General features: G+C 69.4%; 13 protein-coding genes and 4 pseudogenes. 3 read left to right on the forward strand and 14 right to left on the reverse strand.

Features of this window, described 5'->3' with window-relative positions; translation table 11 throughout:
• Window positions 1-59: 59 nt before the first annotated feature.
• The 3 genes from ACZ52R_RS41290 to ACZ52R_RS41300 all read right to left on the reverse strand — a co-directional run bounded on the left by ACZ52R_RS41290 (window position 60) and on the right by ACZ52R_RS41300 (window position 13,893).
• A complete protein-coding gene (locus ACZ52R_RS41290; protein ID WP_465755359.1) occupies window positions 60-1,634 on the reverse strand; it encodes a helicase associated domain-containing protein in 1,575 nt (524 codons plus the stop codon).
• Between the two features lie 128 nt (window positions 1,635-1,762).
• Window positions 1,763-2,350, reverse strand: a complete 588-nt coding sequence (locus ACZ52R_RS41295) for an SMI1/KNR4 family protein (protein ID WP_465755360.1) — start codon at window positions 2,348-2,350, stop codon at window positions 1,763-1,765.
• Between the two features lie 11 nt (window positions 2,351-2,361).
• The gene (locus ACZ52R_RS41300) at window positions 2,362-13,893 is read right to left on the reverse strand and encodes a LamG-like jellyroll fold domain-containing protein (protein ID WP_465755361.1); all 11,532 of its coding nucleotides are present in this window, start codon (window positions 13,891-13,893) and stop codon (window positions 2,362-2,364) included.
• A 343-nt stretch (window positions 13,894-14,236) separates the two neighbouring features.
• Here ACZ52R_RS41300 and ACZ52R_RS41305 point away from each other — a divergent pair, with 343 nt between their 5' ends.
• Window positions 14,237-14,776 (forward strand): hypothetical protein, encoded by a 540-nt coding sequence (locus tag ACZ52R_RS41305; RefSeq protein WP_465755362.1) that lies wholly within the window; start codon window positions 14,237-14,239, stop codon window positions 14,774-14,776.
• Between the two features lie 430 nt (window positions 14,777-15,206).
• Here the strand turns inward: ACZ52R_RS41305 and ACZ52R_RS41310 are convergent, their stop codons facing one another.
• From ACZ52R_RS41310 to ACZ52R_RS41320, 3 genes are all read right to left on the reverse strand, one after another.
• A complete protein-coding gene (locus ACZ52R_RS41310; RefSeq protein WP_465755363.1) occupies window positions 15,207-15,632 on the reverse strand; it encodes a hypothetical protein in 426 nt (141 codons plus the stop codon).
• Between the two features lie 48 nt (window positions 15,633-15,680).
• On the reverse strand, window positions 15,681-15,812 hold the full coding sequence (locus ACZ52R_RS41315) for a hypothetical protein (RefSeq protein WP_465755364.1): 132 nt from the start codon (window positions 15,810-15,812) through the stop codon (window positions 15,681-15,683).
• A gap of 222 nt (window positions 15,813-16,034) precedes the next feature.
• Complete coding sequence (locus ACZ52R_RS41320) at window positions 16,035-16,418, reverse strand: hypothetical protein (RefSeq protein WP_465755365.1); 384 nt, start codon at window positions 16,416-16,418, stop codon at window positions 16,035-16,037.
• Window positions 16,419-16,706: 288 nt separating this feature from the next.
• Here ACZ52R_RS41320 and ACZ52R_RS41325 point away from each other — a divergent pair.
• A pseudogene (locus ACZ52R_RS41325) lies at window positions 16,707-17,429 on the forward strand (IS5 family transposase); the annotation flags it as partial.
• 5 nt (window positions 17,430-17,434) lie between these two features.
• On the opposite strand, the pseudogene ACZ52R_RS41330 reads toward ACZ52R_RS41325, so the two are convergent.
• The 7 genes and pseudogenes from ACZ52R_RS41330 to ACZ52R_RS41360 form a co-directional block, all read right to left on the reverse strand.
• A pseudogene (locus ACZ52R_RS41330) lies at window positions 17,435-18,004 on the reverse strand (IS701 family transposase); the annotation flags it as partial.
• Between the two features lie 6 nt (window positions 18,005-18,010).
• Window positions 18,011-19,459 carry a group II intron reverse transcriptase/maturase gene (ltrA, locus tag ACZ52R_RS41335; protein WP_465755366.1) on the reverse strand — a complete coding sequence of 483 codons (1,449 nt, stop codon included), beginning with the start codon at window positions 19,457-19,459 and terminating at the stop codon, window positions 18,011-18,013.
• Between the two features lie 610 nt (window positions 19,460-20,069).
• Window positions 20,070-20,219, reverse strand: a pseudogene (locus ACZ52R_RS41340) (IS701 family transposase); the annotation flags it as partial.
• Window positions 20,220-20,388: 169 nt separating this feature from the next.
• Window positions 20,389-20,553 (reverse strand): annotated as a pseudogene (locus ACZ52R_RS41345) (transposase); the annotation flags it as partial.
• 251 nt (window positions 20,554-20,804) lie between these two features.
• The gene (locus ACZ52R_RS41350) at window positions 20,805-21,266 is read right to left on the reverse strand and encodes a hypothetical protein (RefSeq protein WP_465755367.1); all 462 of its coding nucleotides are present in this window, start codon (window positions 21,264-21,266) and stop codon (window positions 20,805-20,807) included.
• 8 nt (window positions 21,267-21,274) lie between these two features.
• Window positions 21,275-22,186 carry a hypothetical protein gene (locus tag ACZ52R_RS41355; protein ID WP_465755368.1) on the reverse strand — a complete coding sequence of 304 codons (912 nt, stop codon included), beginning with the start codon at window positions 22,184-22,186 and terminating at the stop codon, window positions 21,275-21,277.
• A gap of 295 nt (window positions 22,187-22,481) precedes the next feature.
• A complete protein-coding gene (locus tag ACZ52R_RS41360; RefSeq protein ID WP_465755369.1) occupies window positions 22,482-23,174 on the reverse strand; it encodes a hypothetical protein in 693 nt (230 codons plus the stop codon).
• Between the two features lie 2,328 nt (window positions 23,175-25,502).
• Between ACZ52R_RS41360 and ACZ52R_RS41365 the strand changes: the two genes are divergently transcribed.
• Window positions 25,503-26,357, forward strand: a complete 855-nt coding sequence (locus tag ACZ52R_RS41365; protein ID WP_465755370.1) for an IS5 family transposase — start codon at window positions 25,503-25,505, stop codon at window positions 26,355-26,357.
• Window positions 26,358-26,390: 33 nt separating this feature from the next.
• Here the strand turns inward: ACZ52R_RS41365 and ACZ52R_RS41370 are convergent, their stop codons facing one another.
• On the reverse strand, window positions 26,391-26,792 hold the full coding sequence (locus tag ACZ52R_RS41370) for a hypothetical protein (protein ID WP_465755371.1): 402 nt from the start codon (window positions 26,790-26,792) through the stop codon (window positions 26,391-26,393).
• Between the last annotated feature and the right edge of the window lie 153 nt (window positions 26,793-26,945).

Here is a 26,945-nt window from a genome sequence, read left to right on the forward strand (position 1 = left end):
GGTCCGAGAGCCGGTCACTCGCCGGCGACTTCACCTGTCCAGGCCTTGGCACAACCCACTCAACGAACAGACCACACCAAAGTCACCGGTATTGGCCCTAGTACCCAACGTCGGATTCCTCCTCGGGCTCGTCCGCAGCCTCGGTGCTTGCCGTGTTGACCACTGCCACCCCCAAGCTGGTCCGCCCGGCCCGCCCGGCCGCAGGTGACCGAGAAACGGAAGATCACCACAACTACCACATGACTCATGCTCGCTGTAACTGGATGATTACAGCCGTTACCGGAACGATTCCGAGACGAGGTGCGGCTCGGCGACGTCCTGATGCAGCGCCTCCAGGAGCGCGGTCGCCGGTATGTCAGCTTCCCCTCGGTGCGGGCCTTGTCCTGCTTGCGCAGCCAGGTGCCGGGCCGGAACGTCGGGTCGGCTTCGCCGCCGGTGCGGTTGGCGGGGCCGGTGAGGGTGCCGCCGGCGGCGAGGTAGGTGAGCAGGCGGCGGTAGGAGCGGTTCCAGTCCGGCTCCAGGCGCCACAGCTCGTCCAGCGCGTCGAGCTTGGTCACCTGGTCGGCGGTCAGGTTCTCGGCCTTGCGCTGGCGGCGCATCCACGCGCCCACCGCGTAGTCGTCGAGCTTCGCGGTCGCCGGGAGCGCCAGGTGGCCGTGCTGGCGGTGGAACGCGGCGGCGTAGTCGTGGCCGCGTTCCCAGGCGTTGGCGTGCTTGGACCAGATCATGCCGAGCGCGTCCAGCTCCGAGACCCGCGCCGCATCGAGCAGGTGCTGGCCGTTCAGGTAGCGCTGGCGGTCGAGCCAGGAGACCAGTTCGCCGTGGCGGGTCTTGTCGGTGGGGTCGAGGTGGCCGTGCCCGATGTGGAAGGCGGCGGCGACCGCGTGCATGCGCTGCCACTCGACCGCCCGCGGGTTGAACGCCCGCAGCTTCACGGTCTGGAGGATCTTCGCCGCGTGCTGCTTCGCGTTGATCTTGAGCCACTCGATCGGCGACTCCACCGCCGGCTGCTCCCCGTCCGTCCCGGCCCCGGCGGCGCCGTCCTCGGCGGTGGCCGTGGTGGTGAGCGGCGCGCCCTGGGCGCGGTGGGCGCGCAGTTCGGTGATCCGGCCCACCACGCGGGCGTCGTGCGCGGCCAGGGCCCGCAGGACGCGCCAGATCGTGCGGAACGAGCTGGCTTCGATCTCGGTGTCGGCTTCGGCCTTCACCGCCGCGCCGGCGTCGTGGATCTCCGCCGGGTCCGCAGCCGCCGTCTCGTCCCCGACCAGCGGGGTGGGGAGGTAGACCAGGATGATCACCCAGGAGACCTTGCCCTGCCGGTAGGACTGGCGCAGCGCGCGGCCGACGGCCTGCACGATGTCGATCACCGAGCTCTTGGGGTCGGCGAAGCAGACCGCGTCCACGGCGGCGACGTCGATCCCCTCCGTCAACAGCCGGCTGTTGCAGAGGATGCCGCACTCTTCGCCGTCGTCGCCGGTGTGGGCCTTGAATTCGGCGAACGCGGCCCGACGGTCCCGCAGTCGGTCGGTGCCCGCGACCGCCTTCGCCCAGATCCGCTCCGGCCGGTCCGCGTCCTTCAGCAGCGCGGCCGCCGCAGGCAGGTCGGCGGCGACGAGTGTCGGCGACCGTCTCAAGAAGACGGCTGACAACCTGTTGCTGTTCGCGGGTGGCCGGGGCGCGGGAAAGCAGGGGCGCCCAGCCACCCGCCACCTGGCCGAGCCGCGCGGCCACCGACCAACCCGTCAGCTGACTGACAGCCGGCTCAGCCGCCGATGTAGGACCCGGAGCCGTACTGCTCGGCGTCGCGCCGGTATTCGTCCTGCCAATGCAGGAACTTGTGGCTGCTGCCGGAAAACCTGTGCTGCAGATCCTCGGGGAGGCCGCCGGTGCAGGCCCTGGCCAGGAATTCCACCATCCCGTGCGACAGGACCGTCAATTCGCCGCTCTCGTAAACGCACACCGGCCACTCGGCGCTGGATTCACCCTCGATGCGCCACAGGCAGTACATACCACCGTCGTCCAGGCCCCAGTGGATGTACAACTCTCCGTCGCCCAGGACTTCGGCATTCCGAGGCTTGGCAGCAGCACGGCGGAACGTCCGGGTGATCTCCACCATGCTCGCGCCGCACAGCTCGTGGCCCGGCACCTCAGCCGGGGACGCGACCACTAGGAAGTCGTCGAGTGTGCCCGCGCCGTAGACGGCCAGGAACTCCAGATAGTCCGGTGGCAGCCGCACCCCCAGCGCGGCCTCGGCTGCCGCCACTGCCTGCAAGTCCAGCGCCGCCCCTTCCGTGCTGCCCGGCGACGGCAGAAGGACCCGCCGCAAACGTTCGAGTGCATCACCCGTCATCAGTTTCTCTCCTATTTCGTCGAGCCTGTCGGAACCGGACTCACCGGATTCATGCGATCGTCGAATACACGCCCGAGGTTATACCACTGGTTGTTTTTGGTACTCCAGATCTTGTTCTCGATCGTCACGTTCTTGCTGATACCCGGAGTGCCGTCCCGGTTGACACCTTGCGCGGTAATCACGAACTCGTACGGGACCGTCCTGTTCCCGGCATACTTCGGTGTCACCGTGTAACGGACCACCTGGTGTCCCTTTTTGATCGCCTTGTAGATCTCGGCTTCCACGTCCTCCATGTTGGGGTTCATACCCGGATCGTCAGCGGCCACGGCGTCGTCGTTCGCCGCCCGGGAGCAGGTGGCGAGATTAGCCAGATCCTTACCGTTCCCGCTGAGCCTGCTGGCAAGCAGGTGGCAGTTGTTGATCCACTTCTCGGGCTGCTTGTTCCCCAGGTAGTAGTTGTAGCTCCGCGCCCAGTAGTACCCGGGCGGGCGGATGTCCGGTACCGTGCTGCTGCCCTCGTTCGCCGCAAGGTACTCCTCGTCAAGGCAGGCATTCATCTGCGTCGCCCGGTTCCCGTTGGCAGCGTCGGGCGTGCCGTATTCGACCCAACCCTCGCCACCGAGACGGCAGTCGCCGTCCCGACGCTTGTCTTCTCCCCCCGGGTCGCCGGGACGTGGGCCGGGAATCGGCTTGGGCTCAGTGAGGACGTCGATCAGGGCGTCGGTGCCGGCGACGATGCCGGAGCCGACGGCGGTTGCGGTGCCGACGACGACCGGGGCGCCTTCGACGACCACGGCGGTGACGACGGCGGTGCCGACGGCGACGATGGTGTCGGTGAAGAAGTCGATCGGGTCGGGGTTGACGTGCGGGCGGTCGTGGTCGTTGAGCGGGCCCTTGGGTGTCGGGGGCTCGGGCCGGGGCAGGGTGGGGCCGGGAGACGGCCGCGGTCCGGGTCGCTTGTGGGGCGGTGTCGGCTTGTGGCGGCCTCCGCCGCCTGAGCCACCGCCGAGGATCGGGCCGAGGATGTCGATCGGAGCCTCTGGCGGTCCGGAGGTCGGGGTGGGCTTGCTGCGGTAGCCGCTGCCACCGCAGTCGGTCGTCCACCAGTACTTCTCGCAGTTGAGCTCATCAGGGAAGCCGCCGAAATCCTCATCGACGTGGTCTTCCTTGATGAGTTTGCAGAAGTAAACCTTGCCGAGGAAAGAGCCGAGGTTGACACTGCCGTGGCAGACGGTGTCGTGCCCCGACGGGTCGGTCCCGTCGATCGGGTCGGCGTTGCCGTACGTGAAGCGGTTCCCCTGGATGGACGGGTTGGCGCCCAGCTGCCAGGAGTCGCGGGAGGCGAAGGTGCCGCTTCCCGGGCGGTACCAGCGGGCGGCCATGTTGACGTCGCCTGAGGCGGGGTCGGTCCAGCCGCTCTGGTAGCCGAGCGAGTTGGTGGCTCCGGCGCTGGCGGTGGGCTTGCCGAAGGGGTCGTAGGCGGTGGATCCGGTGAGGTCCTTGGCGGCCGGGTCGATGGTGGCGACCACGTCGGTGTGCTGATCGCTGATCACCAGACGGGGGTTCGGCGTAGCGCCCGTGGCCGCGGTGCCGAGGAGCGTGCCGCCGGGGGTGCGGGTGTAGGTGGTGGTGCCGTCCGAGACCGGGTTGTTGGAGCCGCCGTCGTACGTGAAGACGGTGTTCCCGGTCTGGGCGACGCGGTCGAGCGAGTCGTAGGTGTAGGTGGAGGGTCCCTCTTTGACCATCCGGTCGAAGGCGTCGAACTGGATGCCCTTGGGCTGGGACCCTTGCGTGGTGCTTCCGGTGAGGGTGCCGCGGGCCGAGTAGGTGTATGTGGTGGCGCCGTCGTTGAGCAGTTCGTTGCGCTCGTCGAAGGTGGAGGTGGTGGCGCCGGCCGAGGTCCGATTGCCGGCTGCGTCCCAGGTGTAGGCGGTGGCGGCCGGGCCGTTGGACCAGGAGGTCAGTCGGCCGGCCAGGTCGTAGCCGTACTGGTTGGTGGCCGCTCCGGCGGTGCCGGCCGTGGTCTTGTTGGTGGTCCGGTCGTTGAGGTCGTAGCCGTAGCTGATCGAGGAGACCGTCGCCCCGCTGGGGTTCTTGACGGTGTCGTCGCGCAGGTGGCCGAGGTTGTCGTAGCCGTAGCTGCGGCTGCCTCCGTTGGTGCCGTAGCGCTCGCTGGCGAGCCGGCCGGCCGCGTCGTAGCCGTAACCGACGGCGGTGCCGGTCAACGGGTCGGTGGCGCTGGCGAGCTGCCCGGCCGGGTTGTAGCCGAAGGCGGTGGTGCCGGCCGTGTCGGTGCGGGCGGTCATCCGGCTGTCGCCGTTGTAGCTGTAGCTGCTGGCGCCGCCTGGCCCGGCCGTGGTGAGGAGCTGGCCGCGGTCGTTGTAGGTATAGGTGTCGGGGGTGACGCCGGGGGTGCCGACGGATATGAGGTGGCCAGCCGCGTCGTAGCCGAGGGTGCGGTTCGGCGTCGCCACCTCGGCGCCCGTGGCGGTCTCCTGGGTGAGGTTGCCCGCGCCGTCGTAGCTGCGGCGGCGGACCACGTTTCCGGGTTCGGTGAGGGTGACGGCTCGTCCGGCTGCGTCGTAGCTGGTGGTGAACAGGCCTTCGGTCGGGGTCGGATGGGCGGTGGTCGGCGGTTCGACGGTGGACTCGGGGAGACCGAGGGAGTTGTAGGTGTAGTAGGTCGGGATGTTCTTCCCGTTGGTCCACCGGGTCTTGCGTCCGCCACTGTCGTAGCCGAAGGACGTGGTGATCGCCTGCCCGGTGGCGACCGGTTCGACCTGCTGGACCGGGAGGCCGGCCGGGTTGTAGATGAACTGCCGTGCGTGCGCGGCGATGTCGGCGCTGCTCGCCACCTTGTCGGTTGCGCTGAGGACGTTGCCCTCGAGGTCGTACGTGGCGTACTGGGTGGCCACGGCGGCGCCGGTGGTGTCCAGGTCGGTGGTGTTCAGCGTCCTTCCCAGCCGGTCGTAGCCGGTGGTGGCCGTGGTGCCGTCGGCGTTGGTCACCCGGTTGGTCCGGCCGAGCCCGTCGTAGGCGGAGCGGATGGTGACGCCGGCCGGGTCGGTGGCACTGAGCACCTGGCCGACGGCGTTGTAGGCGGCCTTGCTCGTGGCGCCGCCGGGCGTCGTGGAGCTGAGCTGGTTGCCGGCGTCGTCCCAGGTGAAGGTGCTGGTGTAGGCGGCCGCGGCCGGGTAGCGCTCCAGCTGGGTGCTGGTGATGCGCCGTCCGAGGTCGTCGTAGGTGGACTGGCTGACCGCGCCCGTCGGGCCGGTGATGGAGAGCAGTTCGCCGTCGAGGTCGTAGGAGTTGGTGACGGTCGGTGTGGTGACACCGCCGGTCGGCGGCATGGTGGTCTGCACCAGGTTGCCGAACTGGTCGTAGCGCATGGTGTGCGTCAGCTTCAGGCCGGTCGGGTCGACGACGCTGGTGACGGGTCGGCCGAGCACGTCGTACTCGATCGTGGAGACCGGGGTGATCGTGGTGCCGGATTGCGGGTCGGTGTACGCGGCACCGGCCGCGCCGACCCGGTTGCCGTCCGGGTCGTAGGTGTAGGTGACGGTGTTGCCCAGCGGGTCGACCTGCGAGGTCAGCTGACCGAAGGTGTCGTAGCCGGTGCGGCCGATCGGGCGGAGCTGCTGCGGCTTGCTGCCGCGGCTGGTCGGATCGTAGGTCTCCGCGCTGACCAGCGGGCCGGTGCTGAGAGTGGGACGGCCGGCCTCGTCGTAGCCGACGCTGCTGGTGTACGGGACGGGGTCGGCGCCGGTCGCGTTGCCGTTCGGGCTGACGGTGGTGGTTCGAAGGCCTCGGCCGTTGTAGCCGTACGTCACCACCGAGTCGGTGGGCTGGTTGCGGGCGGTCTGCTTGAGCAGGTTCCCGGTGACGTCGTAGGCGTAGTCGGTCTCGGCGGAGCTCGCGTCCGCACCGCCGGTACTGACCACTGTCGTCGGACGGCCCGCCACGTCGTAGGTGTAGGCGGTGGTGCGGTTGAGGCCGCCGGGGTCGACGGTCGTGCGGGCGACCCGGCCGGCCGCGTCGTAGGCGGTGGCGGTGGTGGTCTTGCCCCCGCCGGTCACCTGCTGGGTGAGGTGGCCCGCGTTGTCATAGGTGTTCTGCTGGAGGACCACGTTGCGCATGGACCCATCGGCGTTGTGGTACGCGTCCAGGTCGATCTCGGAGACGGTGTTGTCGTCGTTGTAGTAGGTGTGGGTGGTGCGCCCCATCGCGTCGGTGTCGGTGGCAAGGCGGCCGGCCGGGTCGTAGCCGCGCGAGTCGATGACCTGCCAGCGCGGTGCGGTCGGGGTCGCGCTGCTGCCGGTGTAGTTGGTGACGGCGGTCTGCTGCAGCTGGCCCATCGGCGAGTGGCTGAAGTTGTAGGTGGTTCCGGCCGCGTCGGTCCGGGTGGCGACGTTGCCGTAGCGGTCGTAGGTGTACGAGGTGGCGTGGCCGCCGGGGTCCTTGACCTGCTTCAGCCGACTGGTGTCGCTCTCGTAGGTCCACGTCGTGGTGCGCGGTTGGTCGCCGCCCGTGGTGTCGGCGATGGTCTGGCTGACCTGGTTGCCGTCTACGTCGTAGGCGGTCGTGGTCCGCCGGGTGTGCTTGGTTCCGGTGACGGTGTCGGTGGTGTACGGGTCGGTGCGGGTGACCTGGTTGCCCTGGCCGTCCCAGGTGTAGTCGGTCTGGAGCGTCCGGGGTGCGGCGGTGGTGCCGCCCGGGCAGTCGTCGCAGCTGTACGACTGGCTGGTGGTGCGTCCGAGGTTGTCGTAGCCGTAGCTGACCTTGGGCCGCAGCGGCGAGAGGACGAAGGCGATGTCGCCGTTGCCCTGGTAGAAGTAGGTGGTCTGCTTGTCGGCGGGGACACTGTTCGGGTCCGGGTAGGCCGCCGGGTCGAGCAGGACAGTCTGCGCCCGGACCAGCCCGAGCGGGACTATTGCGCCGTCCGGTGCCGTGGTGAAGGCTTTGGTCCGCAGGATGTAGCTGACCCGGCCCTTGGGGAAGTCCGGTGTCGCCGGGAGCGTGGTGGAGGCCAGCTGGCCGTAGCCGTCGTAGGTATAGCGGGTGGTGTAGGTGGTGTCGTCGGGGCCCGATGACCGACCGTCGCTGGAGGTAAGGATCTTGTCGTTGGACGGGTCGAACGGATTGGCTCCGTCCAGGTAGTACGTGGCGTAGCTGGTCTGGCAGCTTCCGGCGCCGCGGCAGGTGGTCCGGGAGACCGTGTTGCCGCGGGCGTCGTGCCCGGTGGTGATGGTGTGTCCGTTCGGGTCGCTGACGGCGTACAGGTACCCAGCGGTGTCGTAGCTGTAGTGGGTGGTGTTGCCGTAGCCGTCGCTGCGGGAGAGCAGCCGGGAGGAGCGGGTGTCGTACTGGTAGGTCAGGTTGGAGCCGCCCGGGTCGGTGACGGTGGCGGTGGTGACCGGGATGGCGTTTCCGCCGTCGCCCATGGCCTTGTAGTGCGTGGTCACGGTGTCGGCGTTGAGGCGCGAGGGGTAGTAGGAGGCTTCGGCGATGGTGCCGTTGAAGTGGTCGCCGCCGGCTGCGGGCCAGCCGTTGGTGGATCCTGCCCCCAGGTAGACGTATGGCGTGCCGTTGAAGCTGATCTTGCGTCCGGTGGTGTCCGAGGCACTGGCTCGACCGTCCACGTAGATGGTCTGGCCGCTGTCGTCACCGGTGAGGACCACCTGGTGCCAGTTGCCGTCGTTGACCGTCTGGTCGGAGGTCATGGAGTCGCCGGGTCCCATCCAGAACTCGCCGTGCACGCGTCCGTCGGTGCCGACGTACAGGGCCGGGTTCCAGGCGGTACCGCCCTGGGTGCCGACGGGGAAGTCCTGGTAGCTGTAGAGCGGGCCTCCGTTGGTTGTCTTGAACCACAGCTCGACGCTGGCCGCTCCCCTGATGGGGGCGGCGTCCGAGGGCAGTTGGACCTGGGAGGTGGTGCCGTTGAAGACGCCGGCGCGCTGGCTGGGATCTCCGGATGGTCCGGCGGCGTTCAGGTCGACGTCAGTGAGGTTGCCGGCCGTCGCGTCCGGGCGCGCGTCGCCCAGCTGGCTGGCGGCGTACCGGGAGCCGGACGGGTCGTTGAGGCGCCAGTAGCCGACGGCGCCGTCCTGGACGATCTTGGTACGGTAGGCGGTCGCGGCGTCCAGGCCGCCGACCGGGGTGGGTGAGGTGGCTCGGTTGTGGTGGCCGGAGACGGTGTCGTTGGTGAGCCGGTACCGGTAGATCGAGAAGTCGGCGATGGCGCCGTTGATGTGGCTGAGCTGGTCGGTCGGGGCGTTGGGCCAGCCGCCGCCGGTCCAGCCCGCGCCGAGGTAGGCGTAGGCCGAGCCGTTGTAGGTGATGGGCAGGGCCGTGGTGCTGGTGGCGGTGGGGGCACCGTCCAGGTAGAGCGTCTGGCCGGAGCCGTCGCCGGCCAGGGCGACGTGGTGCCAGTTGCCGTCGGCGACGGCGGTGGCGCTGACGAGGGCATTGTTCGCGGAGCCGGTCCACAGAGTGCCGTACAGCTTCTTGTCCGAGCCGACGTAGAGCGCCGGGGTCCAGCGGTCCGTCGTCCCGTTGGGCTTTCCGTCGATCGGGAAGGACTGGTAGCTGTACAGCACACCGGGGGCGGTGGTCCTGAACCAGAGCTCGACGGTGGCCGCGCCCCAGTGCTTGGGGGCGGTGTTGTCGGGCAGCTGGACGTACGCGGTGGTGCCGTTGAAGCCGGTCGCGCTTCCGGTGCCGGAGGCCCACGGGCCCTGCTGGCAGCAGACGGTGTCGTGGTAGCTGCCGCGGTTCTGGGCGAGCGCGGCCGAGGAGATCAGCTCGGTGGCCTGGTTTCCGACGGTGTCGTCGAGGCGCCAGTAGCCGGTGGGCTTGCTGTCCACCACGGCGGCGTCGTACTGGGTGGCACCGGAGGTGGTGGCGAGCTGGTAGAGCGAGGAGACGGTGGCGGCGCTCAGGCCGTGCGGATAGGCGGCCACATCGGCGAGCTGGCCCTTGAGGTGGCCCGCCTGGTCGGCCGGCGCCTGCGGCCAACCGCCGGTGACGTTGCCCGCGCCGAGGAAGACGTGGTCGGTGCCGTTGGGGATGATCGTGCCGTTCAGCGGCCCCGCGACGGGCGCTCCGTCGAGGTAGAGGGTCTGTGAGGTCTGGCTGTCGGCTGACACCACCGCGAAGTGCCAGGTGTTGTCGTTGACCGGCATGCTGGTGGTCAGGGTCTGCGAGGCATCGCCCATCCAGAGCTGCGCCCGCAGTTTGCCGTCGGTGTCGACATAGAGGGCGGGGTTCCAGCGGTCGGTGGTGCCGTTCGGGCTACCGCCGACCGGCATCGACTGGTACGAGAGCAGTACACCCGCACGGTCCGTTCGGAACCAGAGCCCGAGCGCGCCGGGGCCGTTTTGCGGTGCGAAGGCTGCGGGCAGCTCGGCCCAGGAGGTGCTGCCGTCGAAGGTCGCGGCTCCGGTCGAGCCAGACATCGGGCCGGCAGCGCGTAGCGTCACATTGGAGTAGGTGCCGTTGTTGGGCGTGGGGCGTGGCGTGTAGACCTGGTTGCCGGCCTGCACGCCGGCCCCTTCCGAGAGTTGCCAGTACCCGGCCGGACGGGAACCCATGACCGAGCCCCGGTACTCCTGGGCCGACCCGGCGACGGACGGGCTGTTGAGCGTCCAGGTGCCGCCGTTCTCATCGGTCACCTTAGCGGCCCGGTCCTTGACCGCGTCGTAGCTGACGGCCAGCCGGGTCTTGCCCGAGGGCAGCTTCAGGCCCGTGAGTTCGGCGGACGGCTGACTTCCGGCCTGCCAGAGAGACTTGACGGCCGGTTCGCCCAGGGCCCGGTTGTAGAAGGCGACGTCGCTGATGCTGCCGTTGAAGTAGTTGGCGTGTCCGGTGTTGTCGTACGGGTTGTCGGGCCAGCCCCCGCTGAGGAAGCCGCCACCGACAGCCTCGGAACGCTGCCCGGGCGCGATGACCGCCCCCGGCAGGGGGTCACCTTGGGCCTCTCCGTCCAGGTAGAGGGTCTGGGTGGTGCCGGCGGCGGAGAGGAGGGCGTAGTGCCACTTGCCGTCGTTGACCGTCGTGCTGGAGTCGAGGGTCCTGGACGGTCCGTTCCAGAACTTGCCGTGCAGGTAGCCGGACTGGCCGACGTACAGCGCCGGGGTGTAGTTGGCCGGCGTGCTCCCGTTGCCCGGGAAGGGGTCCGCCTGGTAGCTGAACAGCACGCCCCAGCTGGAGGTTTTGAACCAGAGGCCGACCGAGGTGTACGAGGAGGTGTCCAGGACGCTCTGTGGGAGTCCGACGAAGCCGGAGGAGCCGTCGAAGGTCGCGGCGGTGGCGCCCGAGGCGGTCGGGCCGGGCGTGCCGAGGGTGACGCCGGTGCCGGAGTAGGTGGCGTTGTCGTTGCCCTGGTTCTCCTCCACCTCGCTGACGGCGGTGGATCCGCCGGCTTCTCCGAGTCGCCAGTATGAGACGGGAGCGGAGTCCAGGACTGCGGAGCGCAGGTGCGAGCCCGCGGTGTAGGAGTAGCCGGTGCAGGACCGGTCGCTGTTGCCTCCGGTCGGGGGCGCGCAGACCTGGTCGAGCTGGTCCGGGTTGTTGGCGTTGTACGTGTAGGTCCAGGTGAGGGCGGTGTTCAAGTCCGTCCCGCTGACGGGGTCGGTGTAGACCTTGGCGACGTGCCGGTTCCCGGTGGTCCATTCGAAGTGCAGGGCACGACCCGAGGAGGTGTCCTTCACCGTCGCCAGGACACCGTTGCCGTAGCTCAGCTCCTGGGTGCGACCGACCGCGTCGTGCACCCGGGACAACGCGTAGCCGTTGCCCACAGGGACGTGGAACTCGTAGAGGGTGCCGTCCTTGGCCTCCAGGTCGAAGCCGACGGCAACCTTTCTGAGCGACTGGAACTCACCCGGAGGCGGCGTGTACCTGTGCGGGTCGGCTCCGAAGCGGGCGGCCCGGCCGCTGGCGGTAGTGAGGACGAGCGAGTCGCTGCCGTCGTTGTCCGGCTGGATCCTCATGTCGAAGTTGGAGGTCCAGCCGTTGCCGAACAGCGTCGACGTCCGAGGGTCCAGGGAGTTGTACGAGCGGCTGACGGCCAGGGCCGGTCCGACGCTCTTGACATCCGCGTCGGTGGCCGCCGTGGTGTAGTTGCCCACCTTGGCGTCGAAGGGGCGGCCGGCCCCGTCTCCGACCGAGCCGCCCAGGTGCGAGGTGATCACGGGCTGCTGGACCTGGGTGGAGAAGGAGACCATGCCGGACAGTGGACTCTCACCGCCGTGGTCGCCGACCTTGACATTCCACAGGTAGCCGACGTTCCAGGCGAGCTTATTCGGTGGCACGGCCCACGAGGTGCTGGCCTGCCAACCCGACTCCGCGACCAGCTGGGGGTCTCCCGAGGCCGGGTTGGTGTAGACCTGGAAGGCGTAGTCCAGGCCGTTGCCGGGGAAGTTGTCCGGGTCGTGCCCGGTGGCGTAGAGCTGCGGGGTGAGGCTGCCGATCACGGTGTTGTGCGGCGGGGCCAGGACGTCCAGCTGGGGGGCGGTGTCGGCTCCGTGAACGGTGGTGCAACTGCCGAAGGGAATCCAGTAGTTGTCGTGCAGGGAGGCTGTGCCCCCGACGTACCCGTCCCAGCACAGGTAGTAGTCCTGTCCCAGCGGCAGCGGCGGTATGACCCCGTTGACGGTGACCGAGTCATAGGTCCCGACCAGCCCGGGCACCCCGGTGAGCGGCGCATCGAACCACTGCTCGTTCCAGTTGCTGTCGAACAGGCGGGCCTTGACCTGCATGCTCTGCGAGTTCCACCAGTTGGCCCCGGTGTTCGTCAGGGTGACCTGCTGGTAGCCCGGCGTGTTGTAGGTCGGCGGCATGTAGCTGCCGGCGGGCGCGTAGGTGGCGGCCCAGTCGCTGTAAGCGATCGACAGGTAGGGCGGGTAGGCGCTGTTGGCGCTGGAGAACTTCTTCCAGTCGTACGAATTCGTGGTGCTGGCCGTCAGCGCGAGACCGTAGTTGTCGCCGCCGCGGGCCCAGCTCTCGACCAGCTGGACCCCGGGGTCATTGTGGCTGCGGCCCAGATCGATCGACTCCCACATCGCTCCGCCACAGGTGTCGCCCGCGGAGAAGCTGGCGACGCCCAGTCCCTGGCCGATCGATACCCCGGGGTACCGGTTGATCGTCGCCGGGTCCCATGGGCTGGTGATCTGGTTGACGTAAACCGGGTGCGGCGAGCACTCGTAGGAGTGGGTGTTGTTCAGGTTGAGGGTGACGGCGTGCAGGTAGTCGTTCTTCAGAACGCCTGCCACGTCCGGGAAGTAGAGGTAGCTGTTGGCCTTCGAGGCGCCGCCGTCGGACGTGCCGATGCGCAGCTGCGGGTCGGTGGAGAAGTTCGCCGTCTGGTCCGACCGCACGAAGGTCGACTTGCCGACCCCGATGCTGGTGGTCGACGGGTCCACGGTGACCGGGAAGACCCGCTTGGCGTCGTGCAGCCAGGCCTCGTCCAGATCCATCCGCAGAGCGGGGGCTCCGTTGACGTCGACCAGCCGGTAGCTCACGCGGTCGCTGAACACACCGTCCCCGGAGGCGGGGTCGATCCTGGAGTCCGTCATGAAGCCGTGCGGGATGGTCGCCTTCACCGCTCCGGACGCGTCCTTGAACTGGACCTCGCCATCGGGGCCGATCACCGGGGTCAGCCCGGTGAGGCGCAACGGGAAGACCCAGCTGGTCGGGGCGGTCGCGTCGTGCAGGACCAGGGACTCCTTCACGCCCTGGGCGAGGCCGTTGTAGACCACGTCGCTCGCGGGGCGCGCCAGCGGGTAGGTGAGGGTGTCGCCCTGGACCACGCCACGCACCTGCGCCGCGTCCTGCAGGCCGTAGGAGACCACCAGGCCGTTGTCCGGCGCCCAGCTCACCAGCGCGGGATCGTCGGACTTGGCGGCGAAGGTCGCCTTCTGGTCGTTGGCCTGTTCGGTCCATCGGCCGGCGCGGTCGAGCGCGAAGTTCGTGTTGATGTCGTCCCAGCTGCCGTCGGCCTTGCGGTAGTGCACGGGCCGCGGGTAGACGCGCACGGTCTTGGTGCCGTCCGGGTTCTGGTAGAGCGAGGTCACGCCGGTGCGAGCACCCGCGACCTCGACGCCCTCGGCGGGCAGGCCGGGCACACCCGTGCCGGGGCTGGAGTCATTGCGGGCCTTGAGGTCCTGGGCCGCGGGCGGTGCCGACCCTGGGGTGTTCTGCTTCGCGACCTTTCCGTCCTTGCCCGTGTTCTGCGGTGCGGCGGGCGGCTGGGCGGCGTTGCCGCTCTGCGGACTGCCGGGTGCCGCAGCGCCCGGGCGGCGCACGAGAGGTGGCGGGGTGACGGCCTCACCCTTGACCGGGGACCGGGGTATCGCGTCACCGGAGGGGTGCACGGTGTTGTCGCCCGGCACGGCTTTGGCTTCGGGCAGCTCGCCCTGGCCAGGCTGGTGCGCGGACTGCCCGGGAGCGCCGCCGTCCTTCCTGGTCTGGGAGGACGAAACGGTGTGAGTGCCCTGGCTCGGGTCACCACTGACCTGCTGCGGGGTCTTCGGTGTGACCGTCGGCACCGGGGATTGCGTCGCCGTGAAAGCGCTCGCTTCTTGCGTGCCGAGGGCAAACAAGAGTGCCAAGGAGGTGATGAGTGCAAGCGAGCGGCGCACGGAAAGTCCTTCGGAGGGCAGGCGAAACGACCGACTCCCTCATGCAGGCGATCGGTCCGTGCCCTTCCTATCGGTCGTCAGTGCGACGCGTACAGCCCATAGTTGGCGAAACCGCGGCTGTTTTGTATAAGAATGCACACTGTGCGGTGAAATGATCTTAAGAAATTTTTCATATTCTTTATCAAACTATGGAAACTTCCGGGCGAGACTTGACCTGCCACCCGCATCACCCGCCCAGGAGAAGCCCGACATGACGTTCCATCTCACCCCCCGCCTCCGGTGGGTGCTCGGGCTGACTGCGGCCCTGGTCGTGGCGGGTGTCGGTGCCGGGGTGTTGCTCGCGAGCGGAAATGACGGCGAGGCCGACCCTTCAGCCGCCGTGAGCCCTTCCAACATCTCCGGGCGCCGAACGGCCTGCCTCACCGGCGATGTCACGGAAGCGACGAGGCGCACAGACACCAGCGCAATCTGGTCGGCTCTTCAAGACGCTGCTCGGCAACGCCAGCTGAACGTGCAACAACTCTTTGTCCCGGCAGCCACCACCGACCAGGCTCTTCCCTACCTCGCGGGCCTGTCCGCACAGCACTGCGACCTCGTCGTCTCCATCGGACCGACCTTCACCCAGGCTCTGGAAACCGCAGCCGCAGCCAACCCCCACACCCGATTCGTTGCCGTGACGACCGACGGACAGCCGGCGCCGGACGGAGTTGCCACAGTCACGGGCAGCGACAACGAGAAAGCCACCGAGGTCCGACGCCACGCACTCGACCTGCTCGCCTCCGGGAACTGACCGGCGAAGCATCTGAAGACCACGGTGCGCCAAGAACCAGTTGGATACGTGCTGGCGAAGGCCGGGTCGCTGGCTGCATGCAGAGGTGTTCGAGGCCTGCCCCGCATGCTCTACTCCTGGCCGAGTTGAACGCGCCCGGCCTGATCGACTGGACGCGCGCCTGCGTGGACTCCTCTCACGTGCGCGCGCGAAGGGAGGCATGGCGACCGGCCCGTCGCCAGTCGACCAGCGCAAGACCGGCAGCAAGCACCATCTGATCTGCGACGGCATCCCGTTCCACGTGATTACCACTGCGGCCAACGTCAACGACGACACTCAGACCCTCAACCCGGTTGACGGCATCCCGCCGCCTTGGCCGCGTCCAGGCGTGTGCGCAGGTGGATACCGTCGACCCAGACGCGGCCGCCCCGGACCGCCGGCGGCCGGGTCGTCACCACTGCCTGCCGCGCCTGACCAGGACCGCCAGCACCACCACGGTCGGCAGCTTGACCAGCAGGGCCACGGCAAGTGCCGCGTACGAATCGCCGCCGTCCTCCATCGTCATCACGTTGAACCAGGCACCGAGCAGCATCAGGGCCACGCTCACGGCCCCGGCCCACGCGACCAACCGCGAACGCAGCAACAGGAGCGCAGCGGTGACGATCAGTGCGGCACACTCGAGCACGTCCTCCGTACCGATCCACACCTCGAACCAGGTCCCGACAGCCGTTCGCGCCCACGCGTTCGGCCCGAACACCGCCACCGCAACCAGTGCGCCGGCCACCACCCGGCGCCGACGTACCGCCTCCGGACCGTCGGCCCCCAGCCCGGCGAGCAACGCGCGAAACGGCCGACCGTCACGTATCCGTGCATCCATGACCGGAAACATACCGCGACGCCACCACGGCCGGGCGCCCCGGTCCTGCTACACCCCCGCCCAGCGGCGCAGTGTGGCGGTGGCCACGGCGGCCTCGGCGGCGGGCAGTTGGGCGATCCGGGTCGAGTGGGTGCCGCCCGGGACCTGATAGAGGCAGGAGTCCTGTGAGCCGGCTCCCACGCGCCGGTCAGGGTGCACCAGCCGTCCCGGCCGAAGCACCGCCACACCGCAGCGTCGGCACCCTGATCGTCGAGCAGCTGCAGCGTGGTGGCGACCACCGGCAGCGCCAGGTGATAGTTGCCGGCCGACACCCCCGCGAACGGGTACGGGCGCGGGCCCCAGTAGGCGGCGGAGCCGGCCTCCACCGCCTCGAGGCGGCGCAGCAGCCGCTGGTGGTCGCGTTCAGCTTTCGCGGCCTTCTGCTCCGGGGTGAGGGGCTTGGCGCCGGGGCGGGTGTTTGCGGCCGGGGACGAGGACCAGGGCGACCGGCGGCAGGCCCTCGCGGCTGGTCGACGGGTAGACGGTCGGCCACAGCCGCAGGTCGTGGGTGCGGGCGCTGGGGCGGCGCAGGCCCGCGTCGGCGGCGGCCTTGGCCGTGCCCTTGGCCGGGAGCTCGCACCAGGCCCGGTAGGTGGTGAGCTTCTCGACGAGAATGCCGGTGCCTTCGTTCTCGCGGTCGACCTCGACCAGGAGGACCGGCACCTTCGCGCCGGGGTCGCGCAGCACGAGGTCGGTGAAGAGCGAGCGGCGGTGTGGGATCGGGTGCTCGACCTCGGTGGAGAACACCTCCAGGTGCCCGATGCCGGCTTGGGCGAGGAGGCTGGCGGCCCGTCCCGCCGCGCCAGGTCCTGATCAGCTCGCGGTGGGCCTGCCGGTGGGTGCAGGCGCGACGGGTCAGGCGAACTCGCTTGTCGTGCCTGGTAGACGGCTCAGGAGACCCTTGACGGCTGCTCACTCGAACCCTCTGCAGTCAGAGGGCGGAATGTGAGCTGATTTCCGTTCTGTCGTCGCCTGAACGTGTGGCTTTGCCGTCTGCGGCAGGTCGCGGGGCTGGCGCCGTGCTGAGGTGACTGCGTGAGTGACCGCAAGCCCTACAAGAGCGACTTGTCCGACGAACGCTGGGCGCTGATCGAGCCGGTGATCACCTCGTGGAAGGTCCAGCATCCCTCGGTCAGCGGCCACGAGGGCCGCTACGAGATGCGGGAGATCGTCAACGCGCTGCTCTACCAGTCCCGGACCGGCTGCCAGTGGGACTACCTCCCGCACGACCTTCCACCCGCCGGTGCGGTGAAGTACTACTTCTACACATGGCGCAATGACGGCACCGACCAGGTCATTCACGACCTGCTGCGCTGGCAGGTCCGCGAGAAGAGGGGCCGATTAGCCGACCCCAGCCTGGTGGTCCTCGACACCCAGAGCCTGCACGCGGCGGCCGGGGTGCCGGCCGAGACGACGGGACGCGATGCGGCCAAGAAGGTGCCCGGCCGCAAGCGCGGACTTGCCGTGGACGTGCTGGGCCTGGTGATCGCCGTGGTCGTGCTGGCCGCCTCCGTCCACGACAACGCCTTCGGCACCGCCCTGCTCGACAAGGTCGCCGCCGGCGCCGACACCGTGACGAAGGCCCTGGTGGACCAGGGGTTCAAGAAGACCGTCGTGGACCACGGTCAGCAGGTGGGCATCGACGTCGAAATCGTCGAACGCAACCCGGCCGAGACCGGGTTCGTCCCGCAGCCGATCCGGTGGCGGGTGGAGCAGACGAACGGGATCTTGATGCTGCACCGGCGACTGGTACGTGATCCTTCCTGGCCGTAGGCGGAGTCGGCGGTGACCCAGCCGACGGGCAGCGGGGACGCCAGGGCACGCAGGACCAGGGCCTTGGCGAGGCTGCCCTTGGTGCGGAACTCTCGCTCGTCGGGGATCTTCGCCGCGCGGCAGCGCTCCCGGTCCTCGGTCCAGGACTTGGGGAGGTAGAGCTCGCGGTCCACCAGGGCTCGGCCGCGACTGGTGGCATAGGCGGCGAAGACGCCGATCTGGCAGTTCTCGGTGCGGCCCGCGGTTCCGGAGTACTGGCGTTGCACGCCAGCGGAGGTGGTGCCCTTCTTGACGAAACCGGTGTCGTCGAGGATCAGGACGCCGTCGTCCTCGCCGAGGCGTTCGGCAACGTAGTGCTGGAGCTCGTCGCGGATCTCATCCGCGTCCCAGCGGGCACCGGCCAGCAGGTGCTGCAGCCCGTCGGGGGTGGCATGACCTGCATATTCGGCCAGCGTGTGAGGTCGGTCCGGGGCGCCCTGCCGACGTTGCCGTCGGTGGGTTTCCCCGAACCGCCTCCCGAACCGGACGTGCCCGATTTCCAGGCATCCGGCTCTCCACAAGCCCTCTCAGGCGACCGCGTCGATCGTGGCCCCGCTGGGCCAGGGCGAGGGGATCTTGGTCCCGCGATACAGGTAGCGGCTGGTCCGCACCTTCGCGGCCTTGAACAAGACCACCTCGCCGTCGGCGGGCCACCATCGGCCCACGCAGTAACGACGGCGCAGGGTCTTCCAGTTGGTCCGGCGATGTTTGTGCCGCAGCCATCCGAAGACCTGTCGCCACGTGAAGGCCGACAGGTACTGGAAGGTCGCGGACGACACGCCGTGCCGGAAGTACGCCGTCCAGCCCCGCAGTACCGGGTTGAGCCGGTGCAGCACGGCCGCCAGCGGTAGGTTCGTGTCCTGTCTGCACAGCGTCTTGACCTTCTCCTTGACGGCCTGGAGGGCCTTCTTGGAGGGGTAGAGGTAGACGTAGTGCTTCTGGGTCCCGCGTTTGCGGTGACGCTGGAGGCGCCACCCGAGGAAGTCCAGCCCCTCGTCGATATGAGTGATCGCTGTCTTCTCCACCGACAGGCGAAGGCCCATCGGCGCGAGCACCGCCGCCACCTCGGCGCGAATCCCCTCGGCATCGTCACGGGTCCCGGTCACGGCGATCAGGAAGTCGTCCGCGTACCGGAACAGCCGGTAGTTGGGCAGCTTCCGGCGCCGACGCCTGGCCCGCTCCGCCTGAGTGGAGTTCGGCCCGCCCGAACCGGCCGCGATGAACTCATCGAGGACGGAAAGGGCGATGTTTGCCAGCAGTGGTGACAGGATCCCTCCCTGCGGAGTGCCGCTGTCGGTCTCCCTGGACAAGCCGCCCTCGGTGAGGATGCCCGCCTTCAAGAACGCCTTCACCAGGTCCAGAACGCGACGGTCCCCGATCCGCCGACGCACCCGGTCCATCAGGGCCGCGTGGTCGATCGAGTCGAAGCACGCCTCGATGTCACCCTCCACCATCCACTCGTAGGAGTTCTTGGCGAAGTGGTGCGCTTCGGCGAGCGCGTCATGAGCCCGGCGCTTGGGACGGAACCCGTAGGAGCACGGGAGGAAATCCGCCTCGAAGATCGGCTCCAACACCAGCTTCAGGGACGCCTGGACAACCCTGTCCCGCACGGTGGGAATGCCCAACCGACGGCGCTTGGCCGTTCCCGGCTTGGGAATCATCCTCTCCCGCACGGGCAGCGGCTGGAAGTTACGACCCTTCAGAACGGATCGCACCTCGTCGAGGAAGACCTCGACCCCGCGCCCGGCCTCCACGGAGCGGGCGGTCTGCCCGTCCACCCCGGCCGAGCGAGCACCCCTGTTACCCCGCACCCGAGCCCACGCGACCAGCAAGAACGCGGGATCAGCAACGAGATTGAACAGGTCATCGAACCGGCGATCACGATCGCCGCTCGCCCAACAGTGCAGTTTGGTCTGCATCTCCAGTACCCGGCGCTCTGCCTTGAACAAGGCGATCTCCAGCGCGTCGGTATTCACCAACGACCTCCCGGCATTGCAGTCTCCTCCCCGCCGACTTGCTGGCCCCCTTCGCCATGTACGGAGCTTTCCTCCGCTCGGACTACTACGAGGCCTCCGCCCCACCTGCGGCCCTCAGCCGGCAACGGGCCTGTCCCCAGCAGTCCGGACTGGCTGTCCGGCCCCAAGGACGACCGCAGGCGGTTCCCACGTTCACCATGTGCCGATCGGCCAGGTCGGCGTCCCGCTACTACCCCGGCAGCTTCGCCGCGCCTACGCCGCAGACCTTCAACGTGGCCTCCCCACCGGCAGTTGGAGACCGGCTTCGGAGTTGACCACCCCAGCAGAGCAAGTGGCCACGCACTGCACCCCGGCCCACATCCTCCAGGTTGGAGCCGGTGACAAGACTTACGGGGCTTTACACGGGTTCCTCTTCGTACGCCTTCTGGCCTCGCTTGCCGGACCCGGCACGTCTGGAAGTGCCGCACCGTCCCGGCGTTGTCAGGGCTGCTTTCCATCCTCCCCGGCGTTCCCCGGATCAGACTGCCCTCAGCTTCTACCCAGCCGCTGCGACGGCCCGGCGGTGAAGGTCTCGCACCTCCACTCGGTCACATGGCGCCTCGTGGCGCACCCAGCCGTTCTTACGGCCGACAGGGCCGAGCAGGCCGCGGACGTAGTCGCGCATCCGGCGGCGCGGCTCCACGCGGCCGAAGTGAACGCCAACGCGGAGGAAGAGGTCATCGAGCTCACGGTCCCACAGCTGGGCTTCCCACTCATTGATCACGGCCGGAGGCTGCCCACGTCGTTGCCACTATCAACGCCGCCTGCACACGATCGAGGGGCGGTCTCATGAAGACCGCCCCTGACAGATCATCCGCCCGCTACACTCCCCACTCCCAGGCCGTTGACCAGCGGAAATGGAGAAGTCCGGCTGGAGTACTAGTGCCGCATCAGGCAATGTTTGCCCTGGTGACGACTTCGCGTAGGCGTTCGTCGGCGGCGTGCTTGTTTCGCCAGATGATGTAGCGGCGGATCATGCTGCCCTGGGCCTTGTGGCTGGGGTGGTCGGTGCCGTCGAGGGTGAAGTAGCGCAGGGCGGTGAACTGGGCCTCGATCCACCGGGCCCGCTGATCCATCCGCCCCGGCCCAACCGTCCACGCCGCTCACGGTTCTCAGCCAACCCGCCACACACGCCCGCGCGGACGGCTTTCCCTGTTCCCACCCCGCCCTGTGACCTGGTGCGGTAGAGCACTCCACGCCCCACCCGCGTTCTCACCCAGGCCCCGCACGTCACCACCGACCGCAAGCCCCGGATCACTCCCACGGCGCTGCTCCACGTCAGGCCTGTCCCAGGCCCAACGACCCGTCAGACCTCGATCTGTCGCACCGGCTCGCCACCAGCCCCAAGCAACCCGGCGAGCGCGCCCGGGGACATCCCCACCCACACGGCGACATCCTCGGGCCGCACCCCGGCCTCCAACGCACCCTCCACCGTCTCCCGCGCCGCCTCCTGCAGTCGGCCGATGCTGTAGCCCAAGCCCTTCAACAGACGCTCGGCGGCCTCCGCACTGCTGCCCCGCTGCGCCCCGCGCAGCTGGATCAGCTGCTCCTGCGCGTCGTCCAGCAAGTTGTTGATCAGCATGCGACGCTCGGGCGCTACCGCCGAGCGCCACGCCGTCCCCGACCCCGGCAGCCTCGTCTCCTTCGTCAGCGCCCGCAACTGCGCGGCCATGCTCGGCGGCTGGAGCTCCTGGCGCACCCACCACAGACCGTCCCGGTGGCCGGGCGGCACGGCCACGCCGCGGCGTCGGCGGATCACCGCTCCCATCCAGGCGATCAGCGGCCCGCCGAAGCAACCGCGGCCAGCGGCCCCAACCACCCGCGTCCCACCCGCTCGCCCAGCCGCCGGCAGAACGCCCCGTCCACCGGCAGCGCCCGAGGCCGCCCAGCCCCGCTGTCCTGCCAGACCAACTCCGCCATCACCGGATCCAGCAGCGCGGCTGCGACCTCCACCACCTCCGGGAAGACGGCCGCGTCCCGCACCACCGCCCGCCACCGCCAGAAGTCCCCGCCCACGTCCCCACCCGCCAGCGCGTGCAGCCGCGCGGGCCACACCCGCTCGTCCGGCCACTCCAACGCCAGATCCCACCACTGGCACACCACCGCCCGCGCTACCCCGAACACCGACCCGGGCTCAGCGCCCGCCCGCGCGGCCCGTCGAGCCACCCCCGCCCACCGCCGCTGCGCCGCCACGACCTCGGGCAGGCCGCGCACGTCCAGGAACTCCAGCGCCTGGTCCGCGTCCGCGTCCAGCAGCCACCGCCCGTGCCGCGCACAGACCCGCTCCCACCGCTGCGCGTACCGCACCACCCGCATCGGCGCCCCGGCTCGCCGTGCGGCGCACGACCGGCACCCGAACGCCACCGGCCCCACCACCACACCGCCCACCCGCCACACCGCCCCAGGGCCGCTCCCACCCGCCCGCGAGGCCAGCTTCTCGTCGTCCACCCCCCACGCCGGCAACGCCCGCCCCAACACGTCCTCGCCGACCCCACACAACCCGGCCAGCGCTCGCCGCCCAGCCCCATGCAGCAGCACCTCGGCATCCGCCCGCTGCGCACCGCTCTCGTGCCGCGGGCGGTGGCCGTGCCACCGCCAGGACGTCAACAGGGCGGCGTCGTCCAGCCCGTAGCGGGCAGCGACCCGGCGAAGGAACGAGGAAGTCGTCTCCCCGGCGAACGGAGACACACGGAAGATCCCGGGAACCATGACCCCAGCCTCGCGGAGGACAACAGAGCCCGAAGGCAGTTCTCTCTTTCCGTCCTCACCGCCGGTTCCCAGAACCGGCGCAGGCCGCCCGCTGTGCCGCGCCCGGCGCCACGGCGACGTTCCGACCTGGCACATGGCTGCGTAGGCAGGACAAGGCCCGCACCGACGGGAAGCTGACTGACCAGCAGAGCGCGCTCCTGGAAGCACTCCACGGACACACAGCCGAGACCGTTGCGGGCTGACACCCCTCGCAGCACGGTTCCACTGAAGAACCTCACTGCGGATCGACGATCAGGTCGTTTTCTGCCGGCCTGATGAACGGAGACCGCTTGAGAAACCCCTGGTACTGACCAGCCACCCATGCTTCGGCCTCCTGCGGTGTCACCACTGGCTCCGGCCGCGGCCACGGCTGACGCATCAGGAACTGCGCCGCCGCAGAGAGCCTGTCGTAGCCGGAAGCAGTGGAATGCCGCGCCTCGTCCAAGGCCTGGGCAGCCGCAGAACGCAGAGAACCAACGAGACGCTTGGCCTGGCCTGGATCAATGACCGCAAGTGAAGGCCGAGCCGTGAACGGAGGCGCGACAGCCAAACCGAGATGTCCCACGTAGGTCACGACGAAGCAAGCATGCTCCCCGACAGCCCCCACCACCCGGTCCCAGTCCTGCCTCAGCAACCACTTCTCCATAGCGGTAGACGTGGCAGTAGGCGTCGGCTCGACATCCCGCAGAACGTACGAGACGGCCCTCCAGTACTCCTCTTCCGCATCAAGCGTCGCCACCGCGAGCTTCTCCACCAGGTCGCCAGCCACCTCCCCTGGAACGACCAGAAGAAGAGGTTCACGGTCAGCCCGGCCGCACCGCAGCGTCATCACGCCGCCGAACGCCCCCACCTCCAAAGCATCAACGACCACGACCCGACGCTGCGCCGGAATCCCCCGCTGCGCCCGCAGACGCTTACCCTTGCCCACCGCAAAGCTCCCGCCCGCCGACCTTGTCTGTTCCTGTCCAGGTCAACTGCCCAACACGGCAAAGGGGTACGAGGCGCACGGCAGCCCGCAAAGACGGGCCGCAGCGCGGCCGGGCAACCGCGCCCTCCTACTACGCCCGCTCCCCTCGGCCCGACCCTGCGCCCCGCGCGGCGTCAAAGAAGACGATCCGGGCGCATGTTCGGTCAGGAACCAGCGCTTGGCTCCCCCAGATACTGCGCCCGGAGGCTGCAGCCGCGCTCCCGCGCCTGGAGGCCGCCCGGGCTGCGAACGCCGTGCTGTGGCCGTGTTGGACGTGCCGGGGCTCGATCGGGGGGAAGGAGGGCTCGGAGCTGGAGCTGCGGGAGAAGGCCCTGCCGGCCCTGACCGGTTGGAGTGCCCCCGCAGTGCGTACAGGCCCGCGCCGCGCAGGAGTCGGGCCCGTTGGTGCTGCCGGTCCCGACAAAGCGCGAGCAGATGGCCGCGCTGGTCTCCACTCCAGACGATCCGTGGTGGGAGGACCGTGTGCTGCACGCCAAGCTCTACCCGGCGAGGGGCCGCAGGGTGTGACCTTTGGTCGTCTCGGTGCGTCGTTTTGGTATGTTTTAGGGGTTTTATGGGGTTTGGGTTGGACCAATTTCCGGGGGTGGGCGTGGGCGGGTCCGGGTCGCTGTGAGTGCCTGGTGTCTGCTCGGTCTGGTTGCTGTGCGTGTTCGTCGTGGGCATGCCATGTGCTGGGGGGTGGGTGTCGGGGGCAGGGGGATGGGCGGGTTTTTCGGGCGGGTATTGCGGCAGGTGTTCCGGCGGGTTTTCCGGTGGGTTTTGTGGCCGGTTTTTTGGGGGTGTTGTCCGCCGGGTTTTCGGCCCCGTTGTGTGGGGTGTGGGGTGGTGCGCGTCACGGGCAATGGGGTGTGACGCGCACCGGGTTGTGATCCTGTCAGGTCGGGAGTCGGGGGCTTGCCCGGGGGTTGGTTGGATGCCTCGCGCGTGCCACCAGGTGACGCCTGGTCGCGTGGCCGCCGTCCCGGCCGCCGCCCTCGCCGGTGTCCTGCTCGGTGCCGTCCAGGACTGTGCGGGGCTGGCAGTGGTGGTTCGGGTCGCTTGGGTCGCTGTGCCTGGTCGACGTCGTCGGTTGGTGCCTCGAGCGTGGCATGGAGCCGGGTGGCGCCCGGGCCCGCTGCTTGGTGTGGGTGGCCGTCAGGCCGCCGGCCGGTGGGGCCGCGCCGCCCTTAGGAGAGGCCCTGAGAGAGGCCTCGGGAGGGTGGCTGTGCCCTGCCGCGTCTCGCCTGTGCCGCACGCCCCGGCGCCCCCGGTGCTGCGCCGCCTCGGCCCCCGTGCCGTGCCACCTCGGCGCACCGCGCCGCCGGTGCCGGTGTTCCCCTCGCGGGTGTGGCCGGCGCCTGCCCGGGGCGCCGCAGGCGCCACCGGGACGACCTCGGCGCCGGGGCCGCCGGGCCCCACCCGGCAATGCCCGCGCCGCTGTTTTCCGGTGGCGCCGTAGGCGGCATTCCAGCCCCTTTCGAGGGGCCGTCAGGCCCCGGCCGCCGCCGAAGGCCCGCGTTGTTTTCCGGTGCCTGTTCTGGTTGTTCTCGTCGTGTTGGGGCTTGGAGTTCGAAGGGGTGTCTGGTTGGTCGTTGTCGGCCGGTAGGAGGGGGTAGCGGGTCAGTGGTTGTTGTGACATCAGGGGGCGGGATTCCAGGCGCTTGGCGGTGGGGGTTTACGACCGGATGCCGAGGCGTATTCCCAGCCTCTTTCCCGCGTGTCTGCCCGGTGACGTCAGAGACCGGTTCACGGTGACATCCCCGTGCGTTTCGAGGGGCCCGCACTGCGCCCCGTTCCGCGCCCTGTGCTGCGCCGCGTCCAGGGCTTTTTGACGGGGTGGGGTGTGACGGGTCGGTGGCTGTTTCCGGGGAGTTCCCAGGCCGGATTCCCGGGAGCGGTGCGGGGGCCGGGTCGGTGACAGCTCTTGCATCTTTGACGGCCCCGTCCCACCTCTCGCCCTGGCACGGGGCCGCTGGACGGCCTGGCGGTGGAGGCCCCGGCAGGGCCCCCGACCCCCGGTGAGACGCTGTACCGGGGATTTACGCCATATCGTCAACGGGAGTTCGGCCGGGTACCCCCTCCCCGTCAGGGGAGGGCCCTCTACCGGAATTTTGCGTCACATCGTCAACGGTGCCCGACCGTAGGGATGGGGAGGGGTGCTACCGGAATTTTGCGTCACATCGTCAACGCGCCAGATGGGCCGGGCCGCAGGCCCCCTCAGTTGCCGCCCCGTCAGACCGTGTTTGAGATCTGCCGTGTCCCGTGGCTTGTAGGGTCGTTGGGCCTTGCATGAGTGGTTCTGGGGGTGGGTATCCGTCGGACCTGACGGATGAGCAGTGGGCGCTGGTGGAGCCGTTGCTGCCGCCGGCGCGGGTGGGTCCGAAGGGCGGGCGGCGGGAGAAGCATCCGCGGCGGCGGATCGTTGACGCGATCTTCTACGTGGTGCGGACCGGGTGCGCCTGGCGGCAGCTGCCGAAGGACTTCGCTCCGTGGCCGACGGTGTACTGGTACTTCACCTGGTGGCACGACGACGGGACCGTCGAGCGCATCCACGACGCCCTGCGCGGCAGGGTCCGTGAAGCCGACGGCCGCGGCGTTGAGCCGAGCGCCGGGCTGATCGATTCGCAGTCCGTCCGCACCGCCGACACCGTCCCCGCCGCGACCAGGGGATTCGACGCGGGCAAGAAGGTCAAGGGCCGCAAGAGGTTCATCGTCACCGACACCCTCGGCCTGCTCCTGGCCGTCCACGTCGTCGCGGCCAGCGTCCAGGACCGCGACGGCGCGAAGCGGCCGCTGCTGTGGACCCGACTGGACCACCCCGGCGTCCGGAAGGTCTGGGCCGACCAGGGCTTCGCCGGCCGCCTGGTCGACTGGGTTTCCCAGATCCTCGGCCGCGAGCTGGAGATCGTCCGCAAGGCCCCGGACCAGCGCGGATTCCAGGTCCAGCCCAAGCGGTGGGCGGTAGAGCGGACGTTCTCGTGGATCAACGCCCACCGGCGCCTCGCGCGTGACTACGAAGCCAGTCCAGCTCGGTCGGAGACCATGATCCGCTGGGCGATGATCGGCATCATGGTCCGCCGGCTCACTCGCGGTGGACCGGCATCGCGGCCAGGTCCCCGGCCGCTGACACGGACCTCCGTGTAGCGGGACCGGGCGGTCAGATGCCAACCGCGAACATCAGTCCTCGGACGCCCCGCCGAGAAGTGCGCTCTCCAGCGCGAGCAAGTCCGTGCGGCTGAGCTGCGGGGCAGACCAGCCGTTGCCTTGCGCGTGCGCGACGAACCGCGGGTCAAGCGCGACGCGGTGGTGCTCGACGTAGTGGGCGAGGTCGGAGTACCAGAGCCAACGACCGTCCGTCAGCAGCTGCAGCCCACCGATGACGGTATTGCCCAAGCTGAGAACGTCGAAAGTGATGCTGGCTGTGGAGGCCAGCACCGCGCCGCCGCGAAGGTACCGGACCAGCTCACGTGCATGCGGCGGTTCCTGGGCGCAGACAGCGGACCGGAGAGACGGGCCGTCGGGGCTGCCGTGCTGCAGTTCTCTGAAGTCGCCGACGAAGGGGAATATCTCATCGCTCACCCGCCGAGCCTAGAGCACCCAGTGCGAGCATGATCGACAGAGATCTCAAACACGGTCTCAGGGGCCAAGCCCTGCCCGTGAATTCGCCGCAGGCGAATGGCCCCAGCCACCCCCGCCCGGCGCAGCCCCCCCCCCACCCCCACCCTCCCCACA

The sequence above is a fragment of the Kitasatospora sp. NPDC034023 genome, assembly GCF_055575795.1.